General features: G+C 73.0%; 24 protein-coding genes and 1 other RNA gene. 13 read left to right on the plus strand and 12 right to left on the minus strand.

Features of this window, described 5'->3' with window-relative positions; all coding sequences use genetic code 11:
- Nucleotides 1-18 precede the first annotated feature (18 nt).
- Genes H1W00_RS15140 through H1W00_RS15170 form a run of 7 tightly spaced genes read left to right on the plus strand, consistent with a single transcriptional unit; the run spans nucleotide 19 to nucleotide 7060 of the window.
- Nucleotides 19-618, plus strand: a complete 600-nt coding sequence (locus H1W00_RS15140) for a VOC family protein (protein WP_181756638.1) — start codon at nucleotides 19-21, stop codon at nucleotides 616-618.
- On the plus strand, nucleotides 615-947 hold the full coding sequence (locus tag H1W00_RS15145; RefSeq protein WP_181756639.1) for a TfoX/Sxy family protein: 333 nt from the start codon (nucleotides 615-617) through the stop codon (nucleotides 945-947). Before H1W00_RS15140 ends, H1W00_RS15145 begins: the two co-directional genes overlap by 4 nt.
- Before the next feature lie 47 nt (nucleotides 948-994).
- Complete coding sequence (locus tag H1W00_RS15150; protein ID WP_181756640.1) at nucleotides 995-3100, plus strand: RecQ family ATP-dependent DNA helicase; 2106 nt, start codon at nucleotides 995-997, stop codon at nucleotides 3098-3100.
- Nucleotides 3101-3117: 17 nt separating this feature from the next.
- Nucleotides 3118-3987 carry a murein hydrolase activator EnvC family protein gene (locus H1W00_RS15155; RefSeq protein WP_181756641.1) on the plus strand — a complete coding sequence of 290 codons (870 nt, stop codon included), beginning with the start codon at nucleotides 3118-3120 and terminating at the stop codon, nucleotides 3985-3987.
- Between the two features lie 25 nt (nucleotides 3988-4012).
- Nucleotides 4013-5137, plus strand: coding sequence for a Nif3-like dinuclear metal center hexameric protein (locus H1W00_RS15160; protein WP_181756642.1), 1125 nt, complete (start codon nucleotides 4013-4015; stop codon nucleotides 5135-5137).
- A 10-nt stretch (nucleotides 5138-5147) separates the two neighbouring features.
- Nucleotides 5148-5888, plus strand: a complete 741-nt coding sequence (locus H1W00_RS15165) for a zinc ribbon domain-containing protein (protein ID WP_181756643.1) — start codon at nucleotides 5148-5150, stop codon at nucleotides 5886-5888.
- Nucleotides 5849-7060 carry a bifunctional RNase H/acid phosphatase gene (locus tag H1W00_RS15170; protein ID WP_286929047.1) on the plus strand — a complete coding sequence of 404 codons (1212 nt, stop codon included), beginning with the start codon at nucleotides 5849-5851 and terminating at the stop codon, nucleotides 7058-7060. The genes H1W00_RS15165 and H1W00_RS15170 overlap by 40 nt, the downstream gene beginning before the upstream one ends.
- A 104-nt stretch (nucleotides 7061-7164) precedes the next feature.
- On the opposite strand, the gene H1W00_RS15175 is transcribed toward H1W00_RS15170, so the two are convergent.
- Together H1W00_RS15175 and H1W00_RS15180 are read right to left on the minus strand one after the other, a co-directional pair.
- Nucleotides 7165-7908 carry a peroxide stress protein YaaA gene (locus H1W00_RS15175; protein ID WP_181756644.1) on the minus strand — a complete coding sequence of 248 codons (744 nt, stop codon included), beginning with the start codon at nucleotides 7906-7908 and terminating at the stop codon, nucleotides 7165-7167.
- A gap of 14 nt (nucleotides 7909-7922) precedes the next feature.
- A complete protein-coding gene (locus H1W00_RS15180) occupies nucleotides 7923-8483 on the minus strand; it encodes a TMEM165/GDT1 family protein (protein WP_181756645.1) in 561 nt (186 codons plus the stop codon).
- Nucleotides 8484-8719: 236 nt separating this feature from the next.
- Between H1W00_RS15180 and rnpB the strand changes: the two genes are divergently transcribed.
- The 3 genes from rnpB to H1W00_RS15195 all read left to right on the plus strand — a co-directional run bounded on the left by rnpB (nucleotide 8720) and on the right by H1W00_RS15195 (nucleotide 10843).
- An RNA gene (gene rnpB, locus H1W00_RS15185) (RNase P RNA component class A) lies at nucleotides 8720-9096 on the plus strand.
- Nucleotides 9097-9155: 59 nt separating this feature from the next.
- Complete coding sequence (locus H1W00_RS15190; RefSeq protein WP_181756646.1) at nucleotides 9156-9350, plus strand: hypothetical protein; 195 nt, start codon at nucleotides 9156-9158, stop codon at nucleotides 9348-9350.
- On the plus strand, nucleotides 9347-10843 hold the full coding sequence (locus H1W00_RS15195) for a hypothetical protein (protein WP_181756647.1): 1497 nt from the start codon (nucleotides 9347-9349) through the stop codon (nucleotides 10841-10843). The genes H1W00_RS15190 and H1W00_RS15195 overlap by 4 nt, the downstream gene beginning before the upstream one ends.
- A 3-nt stretch (nucleotides 10844-10846) precedes the next feature.
- Here H1W00_RS15195 and H1W00_RS15200 read toward each other — a convergent pair whose 3' ends face one another.
- Both H1W00_RS15200 and H1W00_RS15205 read right to left on the minus strand, forming a co-directional pair.
- On the minus strand, nucleotides 10847-11737 hold the full coding sequence (locus tag H1W00_RS15200; RefSeq protein WP_181756648.1) for a sunset domain-containing protein: 891 nt from the start codon (nucleotides 11735-11737) through the stop codon (nucleotides 10847-10849).
- Nucleotides 11738-11812: 75 nt separating this feature from the next.
- The gene (locus H1W00_RS15205; RefSeq protein WP_181756649.1) at nucleotides 11813-12937 is read right to left on the minus strand and encodes an alpha/beta hydrolase-fold protein; all 1125 of its coding nucleotides are present in this window, start codon (nucleotides 12935-12937) and stop codon (nucleotides 11813-11815) included.
- Nucleotides 12938-12981: 44 nt separating this feature from the next.
- Between H1W00_RS15205 and H1W00_RS15210 the strand changes: the two genes are divergently transcribed.
- A complete protein-coding gene (locus tag H1W00_RS15210) occupies nucleotides 12982-13683 on the plus strand; it encodes a FadR/GntR family transcriptional regulator (RefSeq protein ID WP_181756650.1) in 702 nt (233 codons plus the stop codon).
- Here H1W00_RS15210 and H1W00_RS15215 read toward each other — a convergent pair.
- From H1W00_RS15215 to H1W00_RS15245, 7 genes are all read right to left on the minus strand, one after another.
- Nucleotides 13607-14449, minus strand: a complete 843-nt coding sequence (locus tag H1W00_RS15215; protein WP_181756651.1) for an ABC transporter ATP-binding protein — start codon at nucleotides 14447-14449, stop codon at nucleotides 13607-13609. The genes H1W00_RS15210 and H1W00_RS15215 overlap by 77 nt on opposite strands.
- Entirely contained in the window at nucleotides 14446-15420 is a 975-nt protein-coding gene (locus H1W00_RS15220) for a FecCD family ABC transporter permease (RefSeq protein ID WP_181756652.1), read from the minus strand. The genes H1W00_RS15215 and H1W00_RS15220 overlap by 4 nt, the downstream gene beginning before the upstream one ends.
- A 110-nt stretch (nucleotides 15421-15530) precedes the next feature.
- Nucleotides 15531-16526 (minus strand): iron chelate uptake ABC transporter family permease subunit, encoded by a 996-nt coding sequence (locus H1W00_RS15225; RefSeq protein ID WP_206680093.1) that lies wholly within the window; start codon nucleotides 16524-16526, stop codon nucleotides 15531-15533.
- 4 nt (nucleotides 16527-16530) lie between these two features.
- On the minus strand, nucleotides 16531-17316 hold the full coding sequence (locus H1W00_RS15230) for a hypothetical protein (protein WP_181756653.1): 786 nt from the start codon (nucleotides 17314-17316) through the stop codon (nucleotides 16531-16533).
- Nucleotides 17313-18950, minus strand: a complete 1638-nt coding sequence (locus tag H1W00_RS15235; RefSeq protein ID WP_181756654.1) for a hypothetical protein — start codon at nucleotides 18948-18950, stop codon at nucleotides 17313-17315. The genes H1W00_RS15230 and H1W00_RS15235 overlap by 4 nt, the downstream gene beginning before the upstream one ends.
- Nucleotides 18898-19590, minus strand: coding sequence for a hypothetical protein (locus H1W00_RS15240; protein ID WP_181756655.1), 693 nt, complete (start codon nucleotides 19588-19590; stop codon nucleotides 18898-18900). The genes H1W00_RS15235 and H1W00_RS15240 overlap by 53 nt, the downstream gene beginning before the upstream one ends.
- Nucleotides 19587-20570: an ABC transporter substrate-binding protein gene (locus tag H1W00_RS15245; RefSeq protein WP_181756656.1), complete on the minus strand. Its 984-nt coding sequence runs from the start codon at nucleotides 20568-20570 to the stop codon at nucleotides 19587-19589. Before H1W00_RS15245 ends, H1W00_RS15240 begins: the two co-directional genes overlap by 4 nt.
- 157 nt (nucleotides 20571-20727) lie before the next feature.
- Here H1W00_RS15245 and H1W00_RS15250 point away from each other — a divergent pair, with 157 nt between their 5' ends.
- Together H1W00_RS15250 and H1W00_RS15255 are read left to right on the plus strand one after the other, a co-directional pair.
- Nucleotides 20728-23214, plus strand: a complete 2487-nt coding sequence (locus H1W00_RS15250) for an NHL repeat-containing protein (protein WP_181756657.1) — start codon at nucleotides 20728-20730, stop codon at nucleotides 23212-23214.
- Between the two features lie 88 nt (nucleotides 23215-23302).
- Nucleotides 23303-24142: an aldo/keto reductase gene (locus H1W00_RS15255; RefSeq protein WP_181756658.1), complete on the plus strand. Its 840-nt coding sequence runs from the start codon at nucleotides 23303-23305 to the stop codon at nucleotides 24140-24142.
- 18 nt (nucleotides 24143-24160) lie between these two features.
- On the opposite strand, the gene panB is transcribed toward H1W00_RS15255, so the two are convergent.
- Nucleotides 24161-25012 carry a 3-methyl-2-oxobutanoate hydroxymethyltransferase gene (gene panB, locus H1W00_RS15260; protein ID WP_181756659.1) on the minus strand — a complete coding sequence of 284 codons (852 nt, stop codon included), beginning with the start codon at nucleotides 25010-25012 and terminating at the stop codon, nucleotides 24161-24163.
- Nucleotides 25013-25052 lie beyond the last annotated feature (40 nt).

Genomic DNA, 25052 nt, shown 5'->3' on the forward strand with positions numbered 1-25052 from the left:
CGGTGGCAGTCTGGGTCCATGACGCCGCCCCGGGTGATCGCGATGCTGCCGTGTGGCGACATCGACGAGATCTCCGCGTTCTTCGACGTGCTGGGCTTCGCCGTGACCTATCGCCAGGTCCGGCCCAACCCGTACGTGGTCGTGGGCGGCCACGGGTTCGAGCTGCACTACTACGGCATGCCGGGGCACGTCCCGGAGGCGTCCCACAGCACGTGCGGGGTCATCGTCGAGGACACCGGTGAGATCTTCGAGGCGTTCGCGGCCGGCCTGCGTGCGAAGTACGGGAGACTGCCGGTCGCCGGCTTCCCGCGGATCACGCGCCCGCGCCCGCGCAAGAACGTCGGAGGCGTCACCGGCTTCAGTCTCGTCGACCCGGCCGGGAACTGGATCCGGTTCTTCCGCGATCGAGCCGAGCCTGCCGAGCCGGGCAGCCCGCTGCGGGAGAGCATGCTGAACGCGATCGTGCTGGCCGACAGCAAGGGCGACGTCGACCAGGCCGCCAAGATCCTCCGCGGGGCGATCGCGCGCGCCGCGACCGGCGACGACGCGATGGCGGAGGCGCAGGACTTCCTCGGCGAGCTGGACGAGCGCCGCGCGGGGCAGAGCGACGCGACATGACCGCACAGACGCCGCAGGAGGCGCTGGCGCGCCGGATCCGCAGGGTGCTGGCTGGTCGGCAGACGCGCGAGGTGTCGATGTTCGGCGGCCTGTCGTTCATGGTCGACGAGTCCCTCGCCGTCGCTGCCCGCCGTGACGGGAGCCTCCTGGTGCGCGTCGATCCCGCCGAACGGGACGAGGTGATGCAGCGCCCCGGCGCGGGACCCGCGCTGATGAAGTCCGGTCGCGCGATGGGCGACGGGTGGCTGGCGGTCGCGCCGGACGCCGTGGTCGACGACGACGCCGTGGGGTTCTGGGTGGACGTCGGCCTGGCCGCTCGTCCACAGTGACGCGGCGGGACGCAGCGGTTGTCGGAGCCGCCTGACACGATCGGGGCATGACGACGATCGCCACGACCACCGCCGACGAGGCCCTCGAGCGCCTGCGCGCGCTCACGGGCCGGCCCGATGCGCGCTTCCACGAGGGCCAGCTCGAAGCGATCGCCGCGCTCGTCGACCAGCAGCGGCGCGCTCTCGTCGTCCAGCGCACCGGCTGGGGCAAGTCGGCCGTGTACTTCGTCGCCACGGCGCTGCTGCGCTCGCGGGGAGCCGGTCCCACGGTCCTGGTCTCGCCGCTGCTGGCCCTCATGCGCGACCAGGTGGCCGCGGCCGAGCGCGCCGGGGTGCGGGCCGCGGCGATCAACTCCGCCACGGTCGAGGAGTGGGACGACATCGAGGCGCGGCTGGCGGCCGACACGATCGACGTCCTGCTGGTCTCCCCGGAGCGGCTGAACAATCCCACGTTCCGCGAGCAGCAGCTGCCCCGACTGCTCGACCGGATGGGCCTGCTCGTCGTCGACGAGGCGCATTGCATCTCCGACTGGGGCCACGACTTCCGCCCCGACTACCGCCGGCTGGCGCACGTCATCGAGTCGCTCGGGCCCCAGGTGCCCGTCCTGGCCACCACCGCCACCGCGAACGCCCGCGTCGTGGCCGACGTCGCCGACCAGCTCGGTGGCGACGTGCTCACGCTGCGCGGCTCGCTGGCCCGCGACTCGCTGCGTCTCGGGTCGCTCACGCTCCCCTCAGCGAAGCAGCGGCTGGGCTGGCTGGTGGCGCACCTGGGTGATCTCACCGGCAGCGGCATCATCTACGCGCTCACCGTGTCGGCCGCAGAGGACACCGCGCGGCTGCTGCGCGAGGCCGGCTTCGAGGTCCGCGCCTACACGGGTCGCACCGACCCGTCCGAGCGCGAGGAGCTAGAGCAGGCGCTGAAGGACAACCGTGTGAAGGCCCTCGTGGCCACCAGCGCGCTGGGGATGGGGTTCGACAAGCCAGACCTCGGCTTCGTCGTGCACCTCGGGGCTCCGTCGTCGCCCGTGGCGTACTACCAGCAGGTCGGCCGAGCCGGACGCGCCACGGATCGCGCCGACGTGCTGCTCCTGCCCGGCCCCGAGGACCGCGACATCTGGCGCTACTTCGCCACCGCCTCGATGCCCGACCCCGAGCGCGCCGACCGAGTCATCTCGCAGCTGGGCTCCGAGCCGATCTCCACGCCGGCGCTCGAGGCGCTCGTCGACATCAAGCGCACCCAGCTCGAGCTGCTGCTCAAGGTGCTCGACGTCGACGGCGCCGTGCGCAAGGTGCGTGGGGGATGGATCGCCACGGGGCAGCCGTGGGTGTACGACGCCGAGCGCTACGAGCGCATCGCGGCGGCGCGCGAGCACGAGCAGCAGGCGATGTTGACGTACGAGCGCGGCCAGACCTGCCGGATGGAGCTGCTCCAGCGCGATCTCGACGACCCGTCGGCCACCGCGTGCGGCCGCTGCGACGTGTGCACCGCTGCCTGGTACCCCACCGACGTGCCGGAGGCCACGGTCGGACGCGCCACCGAGGCGCTCGACCGGGTGGGCGTGCCCATCGAGCCGCGGGGGCAGTGGCCCACGGGCGCCGACCGGCGAGGGGTCGAGGTCAAGGGCCGGATCGCCGCCGAGGAGCGGGCCGAGACCGGTCGGGTGATCGCCCGACTCACCGACCTCGGCTGGGGCGGCACCCTGCGCGAACTGTTCGCCGCGGGTGCTCCCGACCGCGAGATCCCCGAGCCGCTCGTCGGCGCGGCCGTGCGTGCCCTGCGGGACTGGCCGTGGGAGCAGCGGCCCGTCGCCGTTGTCGGGATGCCGTCCGTCACCCGGCCCACCCTCGTCGCATCCACCGCCGAGACCATCTCCCGACTCGGCCGGATGCCGCTGCTCGGCACCCTCGACCTCGACCCTCACATCCCGCGCGCCGAGACCGGGGGCAACAGCGCCTTCCGGCTCGCCTCGGTGTGGGGCCGGTTCAGCGTGGGTCCCGAGCTCGCCTCCGCCCTGCGGAACGCTCCGGGGCCGGTGCTGCTGGTCGACGACCTCGTCGACAGCCGATGGACGATCACGGTGGCCGCGCGCGAGCTGCGCCGAGCCGGCGCCACGGCGGTGTTGCCATTCGCGCTCGCCACGGTGGCCTGACCCAGGGGTGTGCTGGCATGGATGACATGACGACGCGGGGGAGCGGGCGGTGGCGGCGAGCGATCAGCGGGCTGTTCCCGCTCTGGGCGTGGCTGTTCCTGGCGTCCGTGGTGGCCGGGTTCGTCCTCGACGTCCCGATCGGGGTCACGAGCCTCGCCGTCCTGGTGTTCTTCGCGCTGTGCCTGGTCCGGCCGGCGCGTCAGGACGACCGTGGGCCCGTCGTCGTCGACTGTCCCGTGCGCGGCACGTGGACGGTGGTGCACAGCCCCGCGTCGTCGGTGCCGAGTCACGGCGTCCGCGGCTACGGCCAGTCGCACGCGATCGACATCATCCACCCGCGCGCGGATGGCACCGAGCCCTCGTACCCCCTGTTCGGCGGCTTCGAGCGGCCCGAGTCGTTCAGCTCGTTCGGTGAGTCCATCCATGCTGTCGCCGGCGGCACCGTCGTGACGGTCCTCGAAACCCGGCGCGACCACCTCTCGCGCACCTCCTGGCTCGCGTTCGCCTACATGATGGTGATCGACGGGCTGCGCGACCTCGGGGGAGCGGCGGCCGTCGTCGGCAACCACGTCGTGATCGACCACGGCGAAGGCGTGTACTCGCTCTACGCGCACGTCCGGAAGGGCAGCGCGGCGGTGGCGGTCGGCGATCGCGTCGTCGCCGGACAGGTGCTCGGTGAGGTCGGCAACTCCGGCAACACCTCCGAGCCGCACCTGCACGTGCAGCTGATGGACCACGCGGCTCCGCTGCGGGCGGCGGGCCTGCCGATGCTGTTCAGCGGCATCAAGCAGCCCGAGGGCGCGGTCGACCGCGGGTGGACGAAGAAGGAGCCCGAGACGGGGATCGAGCCGGGGATGCCCGCCAACTTCCAGGTCTTCGAGGCCTGACGGACGGGCGTGACAGACTCGCCCCATGCCTTCGCTGCGTGACGTGATCGCCGTTCTCGACGGTCTCTACGACCCCCGCTGGGCCGATGACTGGGATGCCGTCGGCACCGTCGTCGGCGACCCGAGTGCGGAGGTCTCCTCGATCCTGTTCGCGGTCGACCCGGTGCAGGCGGTCGTCGACGAGGCGGTCGGGCTGGGGGCCCAGCTTGTGGTCACCCATCACCCGCTCTTCCTCAAGGGGACCACCTCGGTGGCCGCGACCACGCCGAAGGGCCGGGTCGTCCACACGCTCATCTCGCACGGGATCGGGCTGCACACGTGTCACACCAACGCCGACTGCGCGCCGCGTGGCGTCAGCGAGTGCATGGCGTCGACGCTGGGCCTGACCGACCTGCGACCGCTCGAGGTCGACCTCGATCCGCCGATGGACAAGTGGGTCGTGTTCGTCCCGCGCGACGACGCCGACCGCGTCGTCGCGGCGATGCACGAGGCCGGCGCCGGGAGCATGGGCGACTACGACCGGGCGCAGTTCCAGAGCCCGGGTCGCGGCTCGTTCCGGCCGCTCGAGGGTGCCGATCCGGCGATCGGGTCCATCGGCGAGGTCGAGTGGGTCGACGAGGTCCGCGTGGAGCTCGTCGCCGACCAGTCGATCCGCGAGGAGGTGCGCTCGGCGATGCTCGCCACGCACCCGTACGAGGAGGTGGCCTACGACCTGTGGCCCCTGGCGGCACGGCCCAGCGAGCGCGGCTCCGGGCGCATCGGGCGCCTGCGCGAGCCGATGACGCTCGGCGCGTTCGCCGAGCACGTGCGTGGCTGCCTGCCGGCGCACGCGGGCGCCACCCGGGTCGCCGGCGACCTTGAGCGCACGATCGAGACCGTGGCCGTCTGCGGGGGCTCGGGCGACTTCCTGCTCGGCACGGCCGACGCCGCCGGGGCCGACGCCTACGTCACCTCCGACCTGCGCCACCATCCCGTCAGCGAGCACCTCGAGCGCGCCGGTGCGTGCGCCGTGATCGACGTGCCCCACTGGGCCGCCGAGTGGACCTGGCTGCCCACCGTGGCGGCGGCGGTGCGCGAGGAGTTGGGCGATACGGTGAAGACCCACGTCTCCACGATCGGCACCGATCCCTGGAGCCGGACGTTGTCATGAGGAGTCGCACGTGAAGGCTGAACCGGTCGCCCAGCAGGCGTTGCTGGACCTGCAGGAGAAGGACTCGGCGCTGGCGCAGCTGACGCACCGCCGCAACACCCTGCCCGAGCACGCCGAGATCGCGGCCGTCGACGCTCGGATCCGCGAGATCGACGCCCGTCGGATCGAGGCGCAGACGCGGGTCGCCGACCTCGAGCGCGCGCAGGCCAAGGCCGACACCGAGGTGGAGCAGGTCAAGGCCCGCCGCACCCGTGACGAGGAGCGGATGGCCTCGGGCGCCATCTCGAACCCGAAGGACCTGTCGAGCATGCAGAGCGAGCTCGAGGCCCTCGCGCGCCGGATCTCCACGCTCGAGGACGAGGAGCTCGAGGTCATGGAGCAGCTGGAGACCGCCCAGGCGGAGCTGTCCCGGGCGCTCGCCGAGCTCGAGGCCGAGAACGCCACCCGCGACACCCTCGTCGCCGCGCGCGACGAGAAGGTCGCGGCGATCGACGCCGAGGCCGCCGAGGCCTCGGCCGGTCGCGAGAAGGTCCGTCCGCAGGTGCCCGACGACCTTTTCACCCTCTACGCGAAGCTCGCCGGGAGCCATGGCGGTCTGGGGGCGGCGGCCCTGCGGGCTCGTCGCTGCCAGGGCTGTCACCTCGAGCTCAACGGCGCCGACGTGCGCGAGCTGCTCGCCGAGCCGGCCGACACCGTCCTGCGCTGCCCCGAGTGCAGCCGCATCCTGGTGCGCACCGAGCCCGGCGCCTGATGGGCTGGGTGGCCGAGGCCGACGGAGGATCGCGCGGGAACCCCGGACCTGCCGCCTACGGGTCGGCACTGCTGAAGGACGGCGCCCTCGTCGCCGACCGCGGCGAGACGATCGGGATCGCGACGAACAACGTGGCCGAGTACCGCGGTCTTATCGGTGCGCTGGAGCTCGCGCTCGAGCACGCCGGTGGTGAGCCGCTCGAGGTCCGCATGGACTCCAAGCTCGTCATCGAGCAGATGGCCGGCCGCTGGAAGATCAAGCACCCCGACATGAAGCCGCTCGCGATGCGCGCGCAGGCGATCGTGCGCGAACTCGGTCCGGTCACCTGGACGTGGGTGCCTCGCGCAAAGAACGCTCGCGCCGACGCGCTGGCCAACGCCGCGCTCGACGCCGAGAAGGCCGGCCGGTCGGGCCTCGTGTCGTCCTTCGACTCCTCCGAGCCGGTGCAGCTCGCCGACGAGCCGCCGGAGCCGCCCGCGCTGTTCACCGAGCCGCGCGACGCCGCCCCGCTCGACGCGAAGGCCAGGAAGCCGCAGGTCGGATGGCGTGGTTCGATGCAGGGCGACCCGACCACCGTCATCCTGCTGCGCCACGGCGTCACCGCCCACACGCAGCGCAAGCTGTTCAGCGGCACGGGCGGCGAGGACCTGCCGCTCGTCGACGAGGGCGTCGAGCAGGCGCGCCGCGCCGCGGCGTGGATCGCCGAGCGTGGGGGAGCCGACGCGATCGTGGCGTCCCCCCTGCAGCGCACTCGGCAGACGGCCGCCCAGGTGGCCGAGCGGCTCGGCCTGCCGGTCGAGATCGAGGAGGGCTTCGCCGAGGCCGGCTTCGGCGAGTGGGACGGCTTCTCGTTCGGCGACATCATGAAGCGCTGGCCGCAGGAGCTGGACTCGTGGCTCGCGTCCACGGCCGTCGCGCCCCCGGGAGGCGAGTCCTTCGACGCCGTCGCCACGCGCGTCGAGGCGGCGCGCGACCGGCTGCTCCAGCGTCACGCGGGGCGGACGGTCGTCGTGGCCAGCCACGTCACGCCCATCAAGCTGATGGTGCGGCTCGCGCTCGGCTCGGACATGGGGGTCATCCACCGGATGGAGCTCGCGCCGGCCTCGATCACCACGATCACGTGGTGGCCCGACGGCACCCCGAGCCTGCGGAACTTCTCCGTCACGCCCTGATCTCGATAGGACGTCTCGCTGCGCTCGCCGTCACTCGATCACCGGCCCGGTGATCGAGTAGCTCGGCGAGGTACGAGCCGGCGTATCGAGATCACGCCGTCAGATCAGCGCAGGATGACGTCGAGCCGCGTGGGGCCCGAGGCCTCGACCGTCCAGCCAAGGTCGCGCAGGGCGTCGGCGAGCGTGTCGGCGTCCTTGGCCTCGACGTCCTCGGCCAGCACCTGGCGGACGATCCGGCCCTTCGTGGCCTTGTTGCTGTGGCTGACGATCGAGCGCTTCCCGCCCGTCTCGGTCAGCACGCGCATCGTCACCGAGCCGGTGGGCGCTTGGCCCAGCGCGACGTAGGTGCCGGACCTCAGGTCGAGCACCAGCTCACCCTCGGCGAGATCGGTCAGCGCCCGGGGCACCACGGGCTTCCAGCGACTGGCGACGGTGCCGAGTCGTGGCAGCGTCACCGATCCGCTCAGCCGGTAGGCCGGGATCCGGTCGTGCGGACGCACCAGACCGAACAGCGCCGAGGCGATCGCCACGCTGGCGCGGCCGCGCTCCTGCGCCCGGTCGTGGAGGTCCACCCAGCCGAGCTCGGAGTAGAGGACGCCGGTGTAGACCTCGATCGCGGGCGCGGTGGGCTCCTCGTGCAGCCGCGTGTTGCGCGCGATGTCGTCGGCCTGCGTCGGTCCGAGGCCGAGGATCTCCGCGGCGCGCTTCGTCGAGCTGAGCCGGACGAGCGCGCTCAGCAGCTGCTCACGGGTGCGGTTCAGTCTGGGGGAGGAGAGGCTGCCCAGGTCCAGCGCGGGACCGGTCGCGGGACGGGTCTTTCCCTCCGAGGGAGGCAGCACGATCAGCACGTCGCGACCCTATGTCAGCCGAGCAGCAGCCAGATGCCGAGGGCGGCGAACAGCAGCGCGGCCACGGCGTGAACGGCCCGCACCGGCAGCACCTTGAGGATCTGCTTGCCGAGCAGCACCGCGAGGGTGATCGAGACGACCATGCCGATCGTGCTGCCGATCCAGACCCAGAACCACGAGTACTGCGTGGCCAGGGTCATCGTGGCGAACATCGTCTTGTCGCCCAGCTCGGCCAGCGCGAACGCCAGTCCCACGGTGACGAGGGCACGCCCGCTGTGAGGGACGACGCGGATCTCCTCCTCGTGCTCCTCCCCGCGCAGGGACCAGGCGGTGATCGCAGCGAAGACCAGGAAGACGACGCCGGCCACCACCTGCAGGACGTGCTCCGGGATGACGTTCCCGAGCGCCTCGCCCACCAGCGCCGAGGCGAGGTTGATGAGCGCGCAGGCGATCCCCATCCCGAGGATCACCGTGCGGGCGCGGTAGCGCGTGGCGAACGTCATCGCCATCAGCTGACTCTTGTCGCCGAGCTCGGCGACGAACACCAGCGCTGCCGCGATGAACACTGCTTCCATGACAAAGGCTCCTCGTCCACCCGGACGAGGAGCCTTGGGATACGACGAGCCTCGACCGGGCTCGTGTACACGAATCCGGTCGAAAGTCTCGTCCGCCAGATCACTCTGGCCCGCTGCACCGGAGACCGAGGTCTCAGTGTGTCGACGCAGCGATTGGGGACTACTCCCTTTCGATGCCCCCAGCCTACCGGGGCGGCGGTGACCCCCGTCCCGGGGGCATAGGATGGATGCGCGAATGAGTCGGCCGGGCGGCCGCGGCGCCTCCGGGCGTCGAGGAAAGTCCGGACTCCGAAGAGCACGGTGGTGGCCAACAGCCACCCACGGTGACGTGCGGGACAGTGCCACAGAGAACAGACCGCCAGCGGCCACCTCCGGGTGGTGCGGGTAAGGGTGAAACGGTGAGGTAAGAGCTCACCAGCGCGGCGGGTGACCGTCGCGGCTAGGTAAACCCCACCGGGAGCAAGACCAAGTAGGCCCTCCGGGGCCGTGCCACAGGGCTGCTCGTCCGACGTGGCAGGTAGGTCGCACCGAGGTGTCCAGCAATGGGCATCCCAGATGGATGGCCGCCCCTGTTTCGACAGGACAGAATCCGGCTTACAGGCCGGCTCATTCGCACCCCGCCCCTGCGCGAGCCCGCGGGCGCCGCCGCCGCGGATCGGGCACGATGAGCCCATGGCGTACTTCTACTGCTTGAAGCACAAGACCGTCGAGGGCGACGATGGGTGCAAGGCGTCCGACCGCCTCGGCCCCTACGAGTCGGAGGCGGAGGCCTCGCGTGCGCTGGAGACCGCGCACGAGAAGTCGAAGGCGTGGGACGAGGACCCGAAGTGGAACGACGACGCTCCACCGGCCGGCTCACCTGAGTGACGCTTCCCGATCGGCTCGGCCGCGCCGGCTGGCCGGTCGCCTGGGTCCTCCTGGCGCTGCCGCTGCTGTGGTGGACGGTCGGGCTCCTCTCCGACGGTTGGCTCCCGCACGGTGACACGGCCGTGGCCGCCGTGCGGATCCACGACGTGTTCGGGCCGCACACGCCCCTGCTGGGCATGCCCTCGACCGGCGGACAGATCGTCGAGGGCGCGCACGCCCACCACCCCGGCCCGATGCAGTTCCAGCTGCTGGCCCCGCTCTGCGCGCTGAGCGGCTTCGCTCCCTGGGCGCTGGTCGTGGGGTCGTTCCTGCTGCTGACCGGGCTCCTGGGCCTCGCCCTCGCCGCGGCCTCACGGGCCGCCGGGCGCCGCGGCTGGCTCACCGTCGCGGTGGTCCACCTCGCCATGATCGTGGGTGTCGGCGCCGCCCTCGTCACCCCGTGGAATCCGTGGGTTGCCATGTTCGCGCTGGGCGCCTCGGTCTCGGCCGCCTGGGCCGTCCTGACCGGTCACGGCCGCTGGTGGCCGGTCTTCGTCGTCGTGATCTCGCTGGCGGCGCAGACCCAGCTCGCGATCGCTCCGCTCGCCCTCGTGCTGGGACTGGTCACGCTCGGCGTCTCGATCGCGCTGTGGAGGAGGGGACGCCTCGAGGTCACGCGGGGAACCCTCGTGCTCGCCCTCGTGCTGGGGCTGGCCTGCTGGGCCGCTCCGCTCGTGGAGGTGGTGCGGAACGAGCCGGACAACCTCGACCTGCTGGCGCGCATCGCCGGGTCCGGCGGCGGACTGCTGCCCGCCGTCCTGCTCGCCGCAGTCATCGGAGGGCTGCTGTGGTGGACCCGGCGGCGGCGCACGGGCCTGACCTCGGGCGATCCCTCGAGCCTGGTGACGTGGCTGTGGATCGGCACGCTCGTGCTGCTGGCCTCGGCGACGAGGGCGGGGGAGGGCCGCGGCTTCTACGTCGTCTACGGCGCCGCCGTCCCGCTCACTCTCCTCGCGTGGCCGGTGGTCGGCTGGGCGCTCCGGTCACGGCACCGACGTGCGCTCGGCGGGGCCGCTGTGGCCTGCGCACTCCTGGCCCTGGCGTTCCTGCCGCAGAACATGGCCGACACCGCTCAGGGGGACAGCCGTCGTGCCGCGCCGGTGATCCGGGCGGCGCAGGCGATGGCGGGGACGGTCGACGGCTCCATCGTGGTCGAGACCAAGGGCGGGCTGGCCTGGCTCGACATCGGCCCGGGCGTCTACGCGGCGCTGCTGGCCGATGGCCACGACGTGTACTTCGATGCGCGGGTCGACGGCGAGCGCGAGGACGACTTCCGCGATCCGCGGCAGGCGGAGGGTCCGGTGCGCCGGCTCACCGTGCACAGTCATCCGGGAACGGCCGATCCGCCGCCGGAGGGCGCGGTGGTCGACCGGATCGAGCTGCTGCAGCCGGCGGGAGCCACCGTCGTGCCGGGTGCCGAGCGGTACGTCGACCTCGTGCTCGAGGAGCGCTGAGCGTCAGGCCTGCGAGGCGCGGTACCCGGCGGCCTGGGCCGCGGACTCCGTCGCGAAGCACTCCTCGGGCTTGGTCACGTCGTAGTAGCGACCGCTCGGGAGGTGGTAGATCATCGAGTTCGCGTTGCCCTTGATGGGGTGGCTGCTCGGGCAGTCGTAGGCCGAGACGGGCGGGACCCCGCCACCGGGCTTCGTCCGCTTCTTCTTCTTCTTCTTCTTCTTGCCGCTCTCGGCCTTGCCCTTCGCGGGCAGGTCGACCATCGTGCGGGCGTCCCCGCAGCGCGCGAGCCGACGACTCAGCACCCGGTGCTCCGCCCGGTCCACCGTCAGGTTCCAGCGGTACTTCACGGCCACCCAGCGGGCGACGTACGTGCAGGTGCGGTGGCGCGGCAGCCAGCTCGCGGGATCGTGATCGGACTTGGACTGGTTGGAGTGGCTCGAGACGGCCAGCAGCGAGTGCCGGTAGGAGGTGTCGTTGGCGAAGCCGCGGCGCCGGTTCGTGCTCCACGTGGAGGCGCCCGAGCGCCACGCCTCGGCGAGCGCCACGCGGTGGTCGATCTGGAGTCCGCGCGGCTTCGTGATGGTGCGGCCCGTGTACTCGTTGACCCAGCGACCGCGCTTCACGCGGCACCACCGGTCCTTGGAGACCTTCTTGCGGGACTCGGCGATCAGCACCGTCTCGCGCACGTTGCACTCGCCCTTGCGCATCGTCCAGTGGTCGAACGCGTCGCGGTCGTAGGTGCTCCGGTTCTTCTCCTGCGCCACCCGCAGCTTCTTCAGCAGCTTCGCTGCGGCCACCTTGCGGGGTCCGGCCTCCGCCGGAGCCGAGGTGAGCGCGAGGGTGCCCAGCGCCAGCGTCAGGGCGAGCAGGATCGAGGAGAGACGGCGGGGCATGCTCCCGACGGTAGGCAGTCACCTCGGCCCCGTCCGGCGATTCAGTCACATTGGTCCCATCGGGCCATGGGGGCCTCAGGAAAGTGCACGAGCGACCAGGTCGACGAGGCCGCCGCGCCAGCAGGCGTAGTCGTGGCCGCCGTCGAACTCGGTCAGCTCGACCGTCGTCTCCGCGCCGGCGAGGTCGTCGGCGAGCCGCCGGTGGAGGGGGAGCAGGGTCCACTCCTGCAGCCCGACCTCGAGCAGGACGCGCCCGCCGCACCGGGCCAGCGCGCGCGCCGGGTCGGCCTTCCAGAGCGAGGCGGACTGGGCGATGGCGACGCCCACGCGATCGGGGTGCAGCGCGGCGGCCCACAGGGCCGAGAGCCCGCCGAGGCTCTGCCCCGCGACCACCGTCTGCTCCGGCGAGCGCGTGACGTCCTCCCGCGCGTGCAGCCACGGCAGCACCGAGGTGGCCACGAAGGCCGTCACGCCGTCGGGAGTGCCGATGTCGGCCCACCGGTCGGCCACGCTGCCGGAGGCGACGAACACCGCCACGTGCGCGGGGAGGGCACCGTCGCGGTGGGCCGCGTCCAGGGAGCGGTGCAGGCCGTGGTGATCGAGCCAGGCCTCGCCGTCGAGGACCACGAGCACCGGCAGGTCGCGGCCCGAGCCGACCCGGTGGACCCACACGTCCCGCCCGTCGATGCGATGGACCGGCGGACGAGCAGTGAACGAGCCACCGCGCCACGGCTGCGACGGCGCGTCCGGCAGGGACACCACCGACATGGCGGTGCCCGCGCGGTTCAGCGCGCGATCGCGCACGTGCGGGTCGGGTACCCCGCGATCGAGCAATGCCCGGAGCCCGACGTGACCGCCGGCCCGTCGCCACGGGGGCTCGTCCGGCCCCTCGTGGACGATGAAGGAGTACGACGCCCGCCACGTCGGTGCCATGCGCACGCTCAGCGCCCACGGCCCGCCCGGGCCGACCTGCTCCATCGTGGTGGCGTCGGGGTCGGACTCGTCCGTCAGGCGGTTGGCGAACAGCAGCACCGCGGAGGCCCGGGGCGCGTCGTGGACGAACGTCGCCACGCACGTGTCGGGCTCGACGTCGACGATGGGCCCGCGCGCCGCGCGCAGGACGTCGGGGTCGCGCAGACGCTCGGGCACGGGCACCCGCGGGACGGGCGACGGACGAGGAACCTTGGGCGGTTGCCTCATGACGGCCCCGGATCGGCGCCGCCCGGCCCTAGACTCGACGGACCATGACCACGCACGTCCCCCGAACACCGCGAGCGTCCACGGCGCGCGGTTCGGAGCGATCGCGCGAGACCCTGCGCATCCTGACCGAGAACATCACCTCGGGTCGCTGGCCGCTCAACAGCCGGATCCCCACCGAGTCCGAGCTCATGGCCGAACTGGGCGTCGGGCGCAGCACCCTGCGCGAGGCGGTGAGCTCCCTGACCGCCCTCGGGATGCTCGAGCCGGCCCGCAGCCGCGGCACGTTCGTCCGCTCGCTCAGCCCCGTCAGCGCGGTGCTGTCGGACTTCATCGGCAGGCACGAGAATCCCGAGATCCTGCAGGTGCGACGGCTGCTGGAGGTCGAGTCCACGCGGCTGGCCGCCCTGCTGCGCACCGACGAGCAGGTCGAGCGGCTCGCCGCGGCGCACGAGCGCGACCTCAACGACGACCAGTCGCAGGGCGTCGTCCGCGGCGCGACCCCGGGAGAGTTCCACGCCATCATCCTCGAGGCGGCCGGGAACTCGCTGATGGCCGACCTCCACGCCGGGCTGATGCGCGGCGTGCGCACGGCGATGGCACGGGGCGAGATGGTGCCGCAGATCTCCGCGGCCGAGCGCCTGGCCGATCACGGTCGGATCCTCGACGCCATCAGGGAGCAGGATCCGGTCCGAGCCGCACAGGCTGCCGCGGACCACGTCGATCATGACCTGACGACCGCGGGATGATCATCGGCGTCCCGGTCTCCGGATCGGGCAGCAGCCGGCAGGGCACGTCGAACACGTCCTCGACCAGCTCGGCCGTGACGACTTCGGTGGGCGCGCCCTGGGCCACGATCCGACCGCCCGACAGCACGACCAGGTGGTCGGCGTACCGGAACGCCAGGTTGAGGTCGTGCAGCACCGCCACCACGGTCGACCCGTCCTGCTGCAGCGACCGGCACAGGTCGAGGACCTCGAGCTGGTGCGACAGGTCCAGGTACGTGGTGGGCTCGTCGAGCAGCAGCATCGAGGTCTGCTGGGCCAGCGCCATGGCGATCCAGACCCGCTGGCGCTGACCGCCGGAGAGCTCGTCGATCGACCGGTCGCGCAGGTCGCTGACGCCTGCCCGGGCGAGCGCCTCGTCGACGGCACGCTCGTCCTCGCGGGTCCACTGGCGTAGCCACGTCTGGTGCGGGAAGCGACCGCGGCCGACGAGATCGACGACCTCCAGGCCGCTGGGTGCGACGGGGGTCTGGGGGAGGAGTCCCAGGATGCGGGCGACCTCCTTGCTGCCGTACTCGCCGATCGGGCGGCCGTCGAGCAGGACCTCGCCCGTGGTCGGCACCAGCATCCGGGCGAGGGCGCGCAGCAGGGTGGACTTGCCCGAGGCGTTGGGGCCGACGAGCACGGTGAAGCACCCGTCGGGGATCGCCACGTCGAGGTCGGCCAGGACGGGCCGGCCGTCGTAGCCGGCGGACAGGCCGCGGGCCTGGAGTCGGGCGGGGACGGTCATCGCTTCTCCCTCGTGAGCAGCCAGATCAGGTAGAGGCCCCCGAGGGAGCCGGAAACGACGCCGACCGGCAGCTGAGTCGGGGCGAAGAGTCGTTGGGCGACGATGTCGCTGGCCAGCGTCAGCGCCGCGCCCATCAGCGCGGCCGAGGCCAGGCCCGAGCCTGCCGTGCGCGTGATCCTGCGGGCCAGCTGCGGCGCGGCCAGCGCGATGAAGGCGATCGGCCCGGCGACCGCCGTGGCCGCCGCGACGAGGACGACGCCGCACACGACCAGCGCCAGCCGCGAGCTCTCGACCGGCACGCCGATGCCCCGGGCCGCGTCGTCGCCCAGCGCGAGGACGGGCAGGGTCCGGGCGAGCGCGGCGGTGAAGGGCGCGACGACCGCGAGGACCAGGCCCAGGCGCGCGACGTCCTGCCACGTCATGGCGTTGAACGAGCCCGCGAGCCAGTGGGCGGCGTCCTGTGCGGCCGACAGGTCGGCCCGGACCACGAGCAGCGTGTTGACGGCCTGCAGGACGGCAGCGACACCGATCCCGACCAGGACGAGCCGCACGCCGGGGATGCCGCCGTGCCTCCCGCCCTGCCACGCCAGCGCCCCGACGACCGCGGCGGTGACGAGACCTCCGACGAGGGCCGCCGGCGCGGTCGCGTCGGGCCCGCCGCCCAGCACCGTGATCTGGATCAGGGCACCGGTCGCCGCACCGATGGTGAAGCCGACGATGTCGGGGCTGCCCAAGGGGTTGTCGGAGACCTGCTGGATGATCGCGCCGGACACGCCCAGCGCGGCGCCCACGAGCAGGGCGCACACCACGCGCGGCGCGCGCTGCTCGCGCACGAAGAACTCGGCCAGCGGGTCGCTCCCGTCCCCGGCCAGGGCACGCAGCACCTGGGAAGGACTGAGTCCGTAGTCGCCGATCGTCAGGGCCATTACGGCGAGGCCAGCCGCGACGAGCGTCGCGACGAGGGCGAACATCGCGACCCGCCTCTCGAGCCGCCACGCGACGAGCCGGTTGCGCAGCACTAGCCGCGGAGTGGGACTCGGCGCGGGCTCCCGAGCCACGGGTGTGCGCGTCAGTGTGCGGCTCACAGGGCCTCGATCCGGCGGCGACGCACGACCGCGATGAAGACGGGTCCGCCGAGGATCGCGGTGACGATGCCGGCCTGGACCTCGGACGTGCCGCCGAGGACGCGGCCCAGCACGTCGGCCACCAGGAGGAACGCCGCGCCCAGGAGCACCGAGCACGGCAGGACCCAGCGTTGGTCGGAGCCGCAGAGGGCTCGCGCGACGTGAGGGACGCCGAGGCCGACGAAGGCGATCGGTCCGACGGCCGCGGTGGCGGCGGCGCACAGCAGGGCGACGGCGACGACGGTGAGCAGCCGGGTGCGGCGGACGTCGAGGCCCAGCGACCGCCCCGTGTCGTCGCCGAGCGCCAGCGCGTTCAGCCGCGGAGCCAGCGCGGCGGCCAGGGCGACCCCCGCCGCGACGAACGGCAGGATCGTGCCGGCCGTGCCCAGAGCGCGCCCGTCGAGCGAGCCCGCCGCCCAGAAGCGGAACTCGTTGAAGACCTCCTGGTCGGCCAGGATCACCGTCTGGACGATCGCGGACGGCGCGGCGGGCACCGCGGCGCCCGCCAGCGCGATGCGCGCCGGGCTGCCTCCCGTGCTGCCGGTGTCGCCGAGGACGTGCACCACGCCGACGGCGAGGAAGGCCCCGACGAGCGCGGCCCACAGCGAGGAGCCGACCGACGTCACCCCGGTGAGGGCGCTGGCCACCACCACGGCGAGGGCGGCCCCCGCGTTCACCCCGAGCACGCCCGGGTCGGCGAGGGGGTTGCGCGTCAGGGTCTGCATGAGCGCACCCGCCAGACCGAGGGCCGCGCCGGCGACGAGCCCGACGACCGTGCGCGGCCAGCGCAGCTCGTGGACGGCGACCGAGGCCTGCGTCGTGTCGGGGGTCCACCAGACCTCCCACACGCGCGCGGGGGACAGGGGGTGCGAGCCCACGGCGACGCTCAGCACCATCGCGACGACGACGGCCGAGGACGCCAGCGCGAGGGCACGGGGTCGCGTCAGGGTCACCGGCTCACCCGCGGCGGGCCAGCGTGAGGCGCGTGCCCACGAACGACAGGGCGACGAGTCCGACGAGACCGAGTGCCCCGATCCACGGGAACCCCGAGTCGCTCGTCGTCGCCGTCTGCTGGGTCGGCGCCGCGGCGACAGGGGCCTGCGTGGGGGACGCCGTGGTGGGCGCGGCGGAGGGCTTCGCGGTGGTCGCAGGTGCGACCTTCACGACCTGGCCGGGCGTCGCTGCCGCGCTCCCGGCGGGCCCGGCCGCCGCTCCCGTTTCGCCGGCCACGGTGCCCGCCGTCGAGCCCTTCGTCGCTCCGGACCCACTCGATCCCTTGGCGCCGCCACCGGCGGAGGCGGCGACGACGGTGAAGTCGGAGCGCCCCCGGGCGGTGTAGCCCCGGACGCCCACCTGCTGCCCGTCGCGCAGGATCGGCTCGCTGGCCAGGAACCGCAGCCAGTGCGCCCCGGGATCGAGGTCGGCCGGGACCGTGAAGGAGCCCGAGACGGTGCCCGACGACGAGATCTTCTGCTGGTGGTAGACGCAGGCCCCGTGGACGGCGGCCGCGTCGCACTGCGTGCCGTCGTCGATCTTCACGAACACCGTCTCGCCGGCCGGGAAGCCGGTGACGGTGAAGGACAGCCGGTCGCCGGGCGCGACGAGGGCCGGGCTCGCGCTGGCGGAGGTGCTCGGGGTGTCCGGATCGGCACCGCCCGGAGGCAGAGCCGTGGCGGTTCCGGCGTGACCGAGGGCGACGAGCGCGATCACGGCCGTCGCGAGCAGGCGGGCGAGGTGCTTCATGCGATCTTCTTCCTGGTCGAGAGGGTGCCGCCGGCGATGCCGAGGGCGAGTGCCACGCCGGCACCCAGCAGCCACCAGTCGGCCGCGGAGAGCAGTGCGTCCCCCGCGGGGACGACGCCCGCGCTCACGGGTGGCAGGACGGGGGAGTCGTCGGTGGAGGGAGGCGTCGACGCCACGGCTCCGACCACGAGCCGGTCCCAGCCGGCCAGGCTGCCGTCGGCCCGGACGAGGGCGATCGTGAGGTCCCCGTCTCCGAAGGCCGACAGGTCGAGGCGGATCCGTCGCTCGGCGTCGAGCTGGAGCCAGCCGGCGCCGACGGGGGCCGAGCCGTCGAGGTACACGAAAGGGTGCACCCAGTCGCCCGGGTTGCCGGTGGCCACGGTCACCGTGGCGATGCCGTCCTCGATCTCGGCCTCGACGCCACCTCGCACGAGCGTGGTGAGGTCGGCGGCGCGCTCGGCCGGGGGAGCCGGCGCGAGAACCGGCGGTCCGGTGACCGCGGTCGCGGGCGGCGTAGTCGTGCGGCTGGCCGCCTTCGTCGTGGGCTTCGTCCACACGCGGGCGACGTCGGCCGGCTCCTCCGGCTCGGGCGTCCGCGGCGCGAGGGAGGCCGTGGTGCCCCACCACGTCCAGCCGAGCAGGTCGCCGAAGGCGTCCCGGTCACCGGACTGGGCGACGAGCTTGACCCGGGCGTCCGGCAGGACCGCGGCGGGCACGCTGAGGCGCCCCCGGGCGTCGGTGCGGAACCACGTGCCGCCCCACGGGTACTCGGGCGAGCCGTCGTCGCGGTAGGTGCTGAGGGCGACGAACGAGCCGGCCGACGCGCCCGGCACCGCGACCTCGAGGCGTCCGCCCGAGCGCACCGCGGTGAGGCCGCGGCGCGTGGACGAGGTGAGGTCCTCCGTGTACTCCACGGGGTCGGGCAGGGCGGTCGGGCGGTAGGCGCCGATCACGAAGGCGTCGGTCTGCAGCGTGCGCACGGTGTCGCCGGACTTCAGCGATCCGCTGAGCAGCCGCAGCGAGTGGGCGCCCTGCCCGAAGGCGGGGGTCGAGCCGAGGTCGCCGGACGTCGTGCCGTCGGGCAGCCGGAACCGCGCATCGAGCTCGCCCGTGGCCGGATCGGCCTCGGCGACGGCCCAGATCGTGCGGTTCTGGTGGACCGACGTGTCCGTGCGGCTGTAGGCGCCCTCGTCGATCTTGATGCCGACGGCCGAGCCGCCGCGTCCCGCGGCGGGGTGGCACCAGCCCGAGCCGGTGAGGTGGAGCGTGCCGCCGAGACCGTCGGTCTCGACCGTGGCGCGCGCGGTGGTCACCGGCGAGGTGGGGACGCACGTCACTGACTCGCCGGGGCCGCCTCCGCCCTCGTGCGGCACACCGCCGACCACGAGCAGGCCGGAGGTGGCCGTCCGCTGCACGTCGGCGGCGTCGAACCGCCCGCTGAGCACGGTGGCCGAGAGGTACTGGCCGGCGACGGGCCGGGGGGGGGCGTCGAGGGTGGTCGAGAACGTTCCGTCGGCCTGCGCCGTGACGAGCGCCCAGATCGGGTCGTCGCCCGCCGCGGACGGGTGGTCGACGATGGCGTCACCCGAGCGGGTGTACTGCGCGGTCGCGCTGCGGTTGAGCTTGACGGCCACGGTCGAGCCGCGGCCGTCGCGCGTCGACCACCCCGAGCCGGCGAGGCGGATGCTGCGCCCGTCGCCCGCGTCGATCCGGTTCTCGACCCATGCCGTGGCCGAGCCGGCGGTGAGGGTCTCGTGGGACCAGGAGGGCGCACCGGCTCGGTGGGGGGGGCGTCGTGGGGGACGTGGGCGTCGGCTCGGGCTCGGCGGGCTCCTCCTCGACGTCCACATGCACGAGCTCCGAGCGGTTCGCGTCGCCGGCCAGCATCGAGCCGGAGAGGACGCGCACGCTGTGGCGACCCGCCTCCCACGTGCCGGTGCCGTTCTCGGTCGTGGGGAACGGCAGGTCGACCTCCCAGTCGCCGTCAGCGTCGGCGCGCACCGCGGCCCACACCGTCTTGTTGCCGATGACGGCGTCGGTCACGGGATGGCGGACCTCGCGGCTGGTGCTGATGGCGCCCTCGTCGAGCTTGAACGCGAGCACCGAGCCGGCGGTGCCGTCGGTCGTGGTCCAGCCCGTGCCGGACAGGGTGATGGTGTCGCCGGGGCGGATGGTGCCGGGGCCCTCGACCGACGGGATCGCGGCGTGCGACGGAGCGGCGACGACGAGCCAGGGCAGGGCCAGCAGCGCCGACAGGAGGAGGCGGACGATCACGGCAGCAGCTCGCTCTCGACGTCGTCGACGATCCGGTTCATCAGCCGAGGTCCTCCGGTGGACGTCCAGGCCGATCCGTCGACCGCGATCACGTGGTCCTCGCGCTGGGCCTCGAGGCGGTCGAAGCCGGGCGTCGCCGCGGCCTCGGCCAGCGCGGCACGGGAGCCGGCCGCGTCGGCGCTGCCCCCGGCCTCGGGGTTGTCCACGCTCGCTCCGCCGAGGGTGCCGAAGAACAGGTAGTCGGCGTCGATCTGGTCGAGGTTCTCCAGCGACACCGGCTCGGAGTGCCCCCGGCCCTCCCGGTCCTGCGCGGGCGGTCGGCGCAGGCCCAGGTCGCTCAGGGCTCGGCCGGCTGGCAGCTCCTTGAGGATCAGCGAGGGGGCGCCGCCCTGCCAGCGAACGATCGAGAACGTGGCGTCGGCATGGTCCTGCGCGAGCCTGGACTTCAGGTCGGCGACGCGGGTGTCGTACGCGGCGATCACGTCGGCGCCCTCGTCGGCCTGGCCCAGGGCGTCCGCGGTGATCTCGAAGTTCGTGCGCCAGTCGCCGCCCGCGTAGCCGGTGTACACCGTGGGGGCGATCCGCCGCAGCGCCTCGAGGGCGTCGGCGTTGTTGTTGATGCTCGTCCCGTCGACGAGGATCAGGTCGGGGTCGGCCTTGCCGATCGCCTCGTAGTTCGGCTGGGCGATGCCGCCGAGGACGGGCACGTCGGCGAGCTCGTCGGCCAGGTACGCCGGGACCGTGCCCTGGCCGCGCCCGGTGACGGCGCCCACCGGGGTGACGCCGAGGGTGACGAGGGCGTCGAGGGTCGGTTCGCTGAGGGCGACGACCCGCTCGGGCTTCTCGGGCACCTCGACGGGCTCGCCGTCGATGTCGGTCACGGTGCGGACGGGGCCGGCGGTGGCGGTGTCGTCCCCGGCCGAGCACGCGGCGAGCGCGAGCACGGAGGCGGCCAGGAGCGCGAGCAGGCGCTGGGTCATCACGAAGCTCCTCGATGTAGGTCAGGCTCACCTTAATCTGACCAAGTGACGGACCCGGCGACGGGTGGGGGTCCGTGTGCGGTAGCGTCCTGCGTCAGATGAAGGCAAGCCTAACCTGATTGCCAGCCCCGAAGGAGCACCAGTGAGCATCACAGCCATGTCGCGAGCATCACGCCGCGGCGGCCTGCGCACGATCGTCGCCGGACTCGTGACCGCCTGCGCGGTCGCCGGTCTGTCGGCCCCCGCGCACGCCGCAGAACCCCGTCCCGACACCGGCGACGGGGCCGTCACGATCACGTCCCCGCTGACCACCAAGCCCGGCGCGGAGGTCGCGTTCGAGGGGAGCGGCTTCACCGCCGGCACCTCCGGTGGCGCACCGACGTGGCAGACCGTCTCGGTCAAGCTCGACGATGTCGGCGATGTCCTCGCCACGGTCCAGGTCGACTCCGACGGCACGTTCGACGGAACGGTCGACCTGCCCGACGACGTCGCCCTCGGCGAGCACTGGCTGCGCTTCCTGGGCTCGAACCCGGTCGTGTCCAAGCACACGCAGGCGCTCACGGTCCTGGACGAGCTGCCCCAGGGCGCGGAGGTCACGACGACCGTCAGCACCGGTGGCCGCGGCGTCCCCGCGGGCACGACGACGATCACCGTCGCCGGCACCGGCTTCGAGCCGGGGGAGGCCCTGGGCGCGAGCGTCGACGGCGCCGCCACGCCGTGGGGCGCCGCGGGAGCCACCACACCCACCGTCGCGGCAGCCGCCGACGGCTCGGTCGCCGGCGCGCGACTGGTCTTCGCGCCGGGCACCCTGCGTGCCGGTGCGCACGAGCTCGTGATCGAGCGCAGCGCGCCCGGTGCCGCCGACATCGCCAAGGACGTCAACGTCCCGCCGGTGACGTCCTTCAGCACCCTCTCGGCCGGCTCCGAGGGCACCCTGACGCTCTCGAACCTGCCTCCGGGCGCCACCGTGCCGGCGATCGATCTCGGCGACGTCGACTTCACGCTGCCGGTGACGGCCGACGAGGCCGGGTCCGCCACGGTCGCCTACTCGATCCCCGCCTCCGCCACGCTCGGCACGCAGCCGCTCGTGATCACGCAGGCCGGTCCGTCCGCGACGTACGAGCTCTCGGTCAAGATCTCGCCCAGCACCACCGTGTTCGGCACCGAGGCCTTCGACCGGGTCGAGACCGCGCCCGGCGCCATCCAGCAGGGCCTCTACCAGAGCGACTACAGCGCCGCGAGCGATGCGCTCTTCGCGACGTCGGCCAGCGTTCTCGCCACGTCCACGATCTACAAGCTCGATCCGTGGACGCTCGCCGTCGAGGACTCGACCGTGCCGGCCGAGGAGACGCCCGGTGCACTGTGGGCGGCCTACGGCGTCGGCGTCGACGACAGCAACGGCACCGTGTGGGTCACCAACACCCGCCAGGACACCGTCGCCGTCTACGACCAGGACGACCTCTCGCTCGTGAAGCAGTTCCCGCGAGGCACCGCGGCGCATGCGCGTGACGTCGTCGTGGACGAGACCCGCGGTCGCGTCTACGTCAGCGAGGCACTGCGCTCGCGGACGACCAACCACGTCGTGGTGCTGGACACCGAGACCCTCGAGGTCGTCGACCGGATCGAGATCCCCGGCGTCCCGATGAGCCTCGCGCTGGACGAGAAGAAGGGCAGCCTCTACACCGTCGACATCTCGGCGCCGAAGGCGTACGCGATCGACGTGGCGAACCCGGCGCACGACGTCCGGACGATCAACCTCGGTCTCGGTGAGTCGGCCAGCGCGTCGGGTGTCGACTACGACCCGGGGACGGGCCGCCTGTTCGTGGCGAGCCAGGGCGCCGACAACCTGCTGGTCGTGGATGCGCGCACGGGCAAGCAGCTCGCGGACGTGCCGACGGGTGCCGGTGCGCTCAACGTCCAGCACGACGCCGTGAACGGTCTGACGTACCTCGCCAACTTCGGTGGCCTGACCGTCTCGGTCGTGGACGACTCCTACCGCGTGGTGGCCAACCTGGATCTCCAGCGCAGCAACCACATCGCGACGGACGGCAAGGGCTCGGTCTTCGCGGTCGACAAGGCCGCCGAGAACCAGGTCGTGAGGCTGACCCCGAAGGCGCTGCAGGCCGGCACCGTCAAGGTCACCGGCACGGCGCGTGTGGGCACGACCGTGAGCGCCACCACGGCGTCGTGGGCCAGCGGTGCCCGGTTCACCTACCAGTGGCTGCGCGCCGGGAAGCCGATCGCGAGGGCGACCGGCCGTACCTACACGCCGACCCCGGCCGACCGGGGCCGCGCGCTCGCGGTGCGGGTCGCCGGCACCAGGGCGCCGTACGCGGCGTCCACGAAGCAGTCGTCCGCGGTCACCGTGCGAGCCGGTGCCCTGCGCGCCGGCACGCCGAGGATCTCCGGCACGCCGAAGGCCGGGAAGCGCCTCGTGGTGAAGCGCGGCACGTGGACCGCGGGCACGACGGTCCGCTACCGCTGGTACGTCGGCGGCAAGGCGGTCCGGGGCGCGACGAAGTCGTCGTTCGTCCTGCAGAGGAAGCACCGCGGCAAGAAGGTGACCGTCAAGGTCACCGGAAGCAAGGCGGGCTACGCCTCCGTGACCCGGACCGCGAAGGCGGTCAAGGTCAGGCGGAAGTGAAGTGGTGCGGGGCGTGCCGGCTCGAGGGCCGGCACGTCCCGCTCCGTCGGGTGTGCGGCGTGTGGGCGCAGCCCGTAGCGTCGAGGACATGACGGTTCCCACGCTCACGCTCAACAACGGTGTCCAGATCCCGCAGTTCGGCTACGGCACCTGGCAGGTCCCGCCGGAGACGGCCCAGGACCGGGTGACCGAGGCGCTCGACCTCGGCTACCGCCACATCGACACGGCCCAGATGTACGGCAACGAGGCCGGCGTCGGTGCGGCGATCGCCGCGTCCGGCCTGGCCCGCGACGAGGTCTTCGTCACCACGAAGCTCAACAACAACCGGCACGACCCGGCCGTCGTCGCCGGCTCCCTCGACGAGTCGCTGGAGAAGCTCCAGCTCGACCGGGTCGACCTCTTCCTCATCCACTGGCCGCTGCCGACCACCGACATCGACTTCGTCGACACATGGCGCGCGATGGAGGAGGTCTACTCCGCCGGCAAGGCGCGCGCGATCGGCGTCTCCAACTTCCAGCCCTCGCACCTGCGCCGCGTCGTGCAGGAGGGCACGGTCGTCCCGGCCGTCAACCAGGTCGAGATCCACCCCTACTTCACCCAGGACGACCTGCGCGCGGTGAACGCCGAGCACGGCGTGGCGACCGAGGCCTGGTCGCCCCTCGCGCAGGGCCAGGTGTTCGACGACTCCGCCCTGCAGGCCATCGCGGCCAGCACCGGACGCAGCGTGTCGCAGGTGGTGCTGCGCTGGCACCTGCAGCGCGGCGACATCGTCTTCCCGAAGGCCTCGTCGGTGGACCGGCTGAAGCAGAACTTCGACGTCTTCGACTTCGAGCTCTCGCCCGCCGACATGGGCGCCATCTCCGCCCTCGACGCCGGGCGACGCATCGGGCCCGACCCGGACACCATGAACTGGATCCCGAAGGACTGACCGAGACCTCCCCGCGGCTCAGCTCTCGAAGGAGTGCTCGGCCGCGGGGAAGGATCCGTCGGCGACCTCGCTCTGGAACTGGTCGACGGCCCCGCTGATCACGCTGCGCAGGTCGGCGTACTTCTTGACGAAGCGCGGCGCCCGGCCCGAGCGCAGGCCCAGCATGTCCTGCCAGACGAGGACCTGCGCGTCGCAGCCCGCGCCGGCACCGATGCCGACCGTGGGGATCTGCAGCTTCGAGGTCACCTCGGTGGCGACGGGCGCGGGGACCATCTCCATCACGACGGCGAAGGCGCCGGCCTCCTGGACCGCGAGCGCGTCGTCGATGAGCTTCTGGCTCGCGTCGCCGCGGCCCTGCACGCGGTAGCCGCCGAGGTTGTGCTCGGACTGCGGCGTGAAGCCGATGTGCGCCATCACGGGGATGCCGCCCTCGGTGAGCTTGCGGATCTGCGGCGCCATCTCGGCGCCGCCCTCGAGCTTGACGGCGTGCGCCAGCCCCTCCTTCATGAAGCGGACGCTCGTGTCGTAGGCCTGCTCGGGCGAGCGCTGGTACGACCCGAACGGCAGGTCGGCGACGACGAGCGAGCGCTGGATCGAGCGCGTGACCGCCTTGACCAGCACGAGCAGCTCGTCGACCGTGACGGGCAGCGAGGACTCGTAGCCGTAGACGTTGTTCGCGGCCGAGTCGCCGACGAGCAGCACCGGCACGCCGGCCTCGTCGAAGAGCTGGGCGGTGTACTGGTCGTAGCTGGTGAGCATCGCCCACCGGTGACCCTCGGACTTCCACTTCGCCAGGTGGTGCGTGCGGACCTTGCGCACGTCGGGGGAGGCGGTGGGACGGGAACCGTACGGTGCGGGCTCTTCAGTCATGCAGCACAGGGTAGTCCCCGGCGCGGAGCCGCTCGGGGCC

The organism is Aeromicrobium phoceense (assembly GCF_013868155.1).
GTDB classification, from domain to species: domain Bacteria; phylum Actinomycetota; class Actinomycetes; order Propionibacteriales; family Nocardioidaceae; genus Aeromicrobium; species Aeromicrobium phoceense.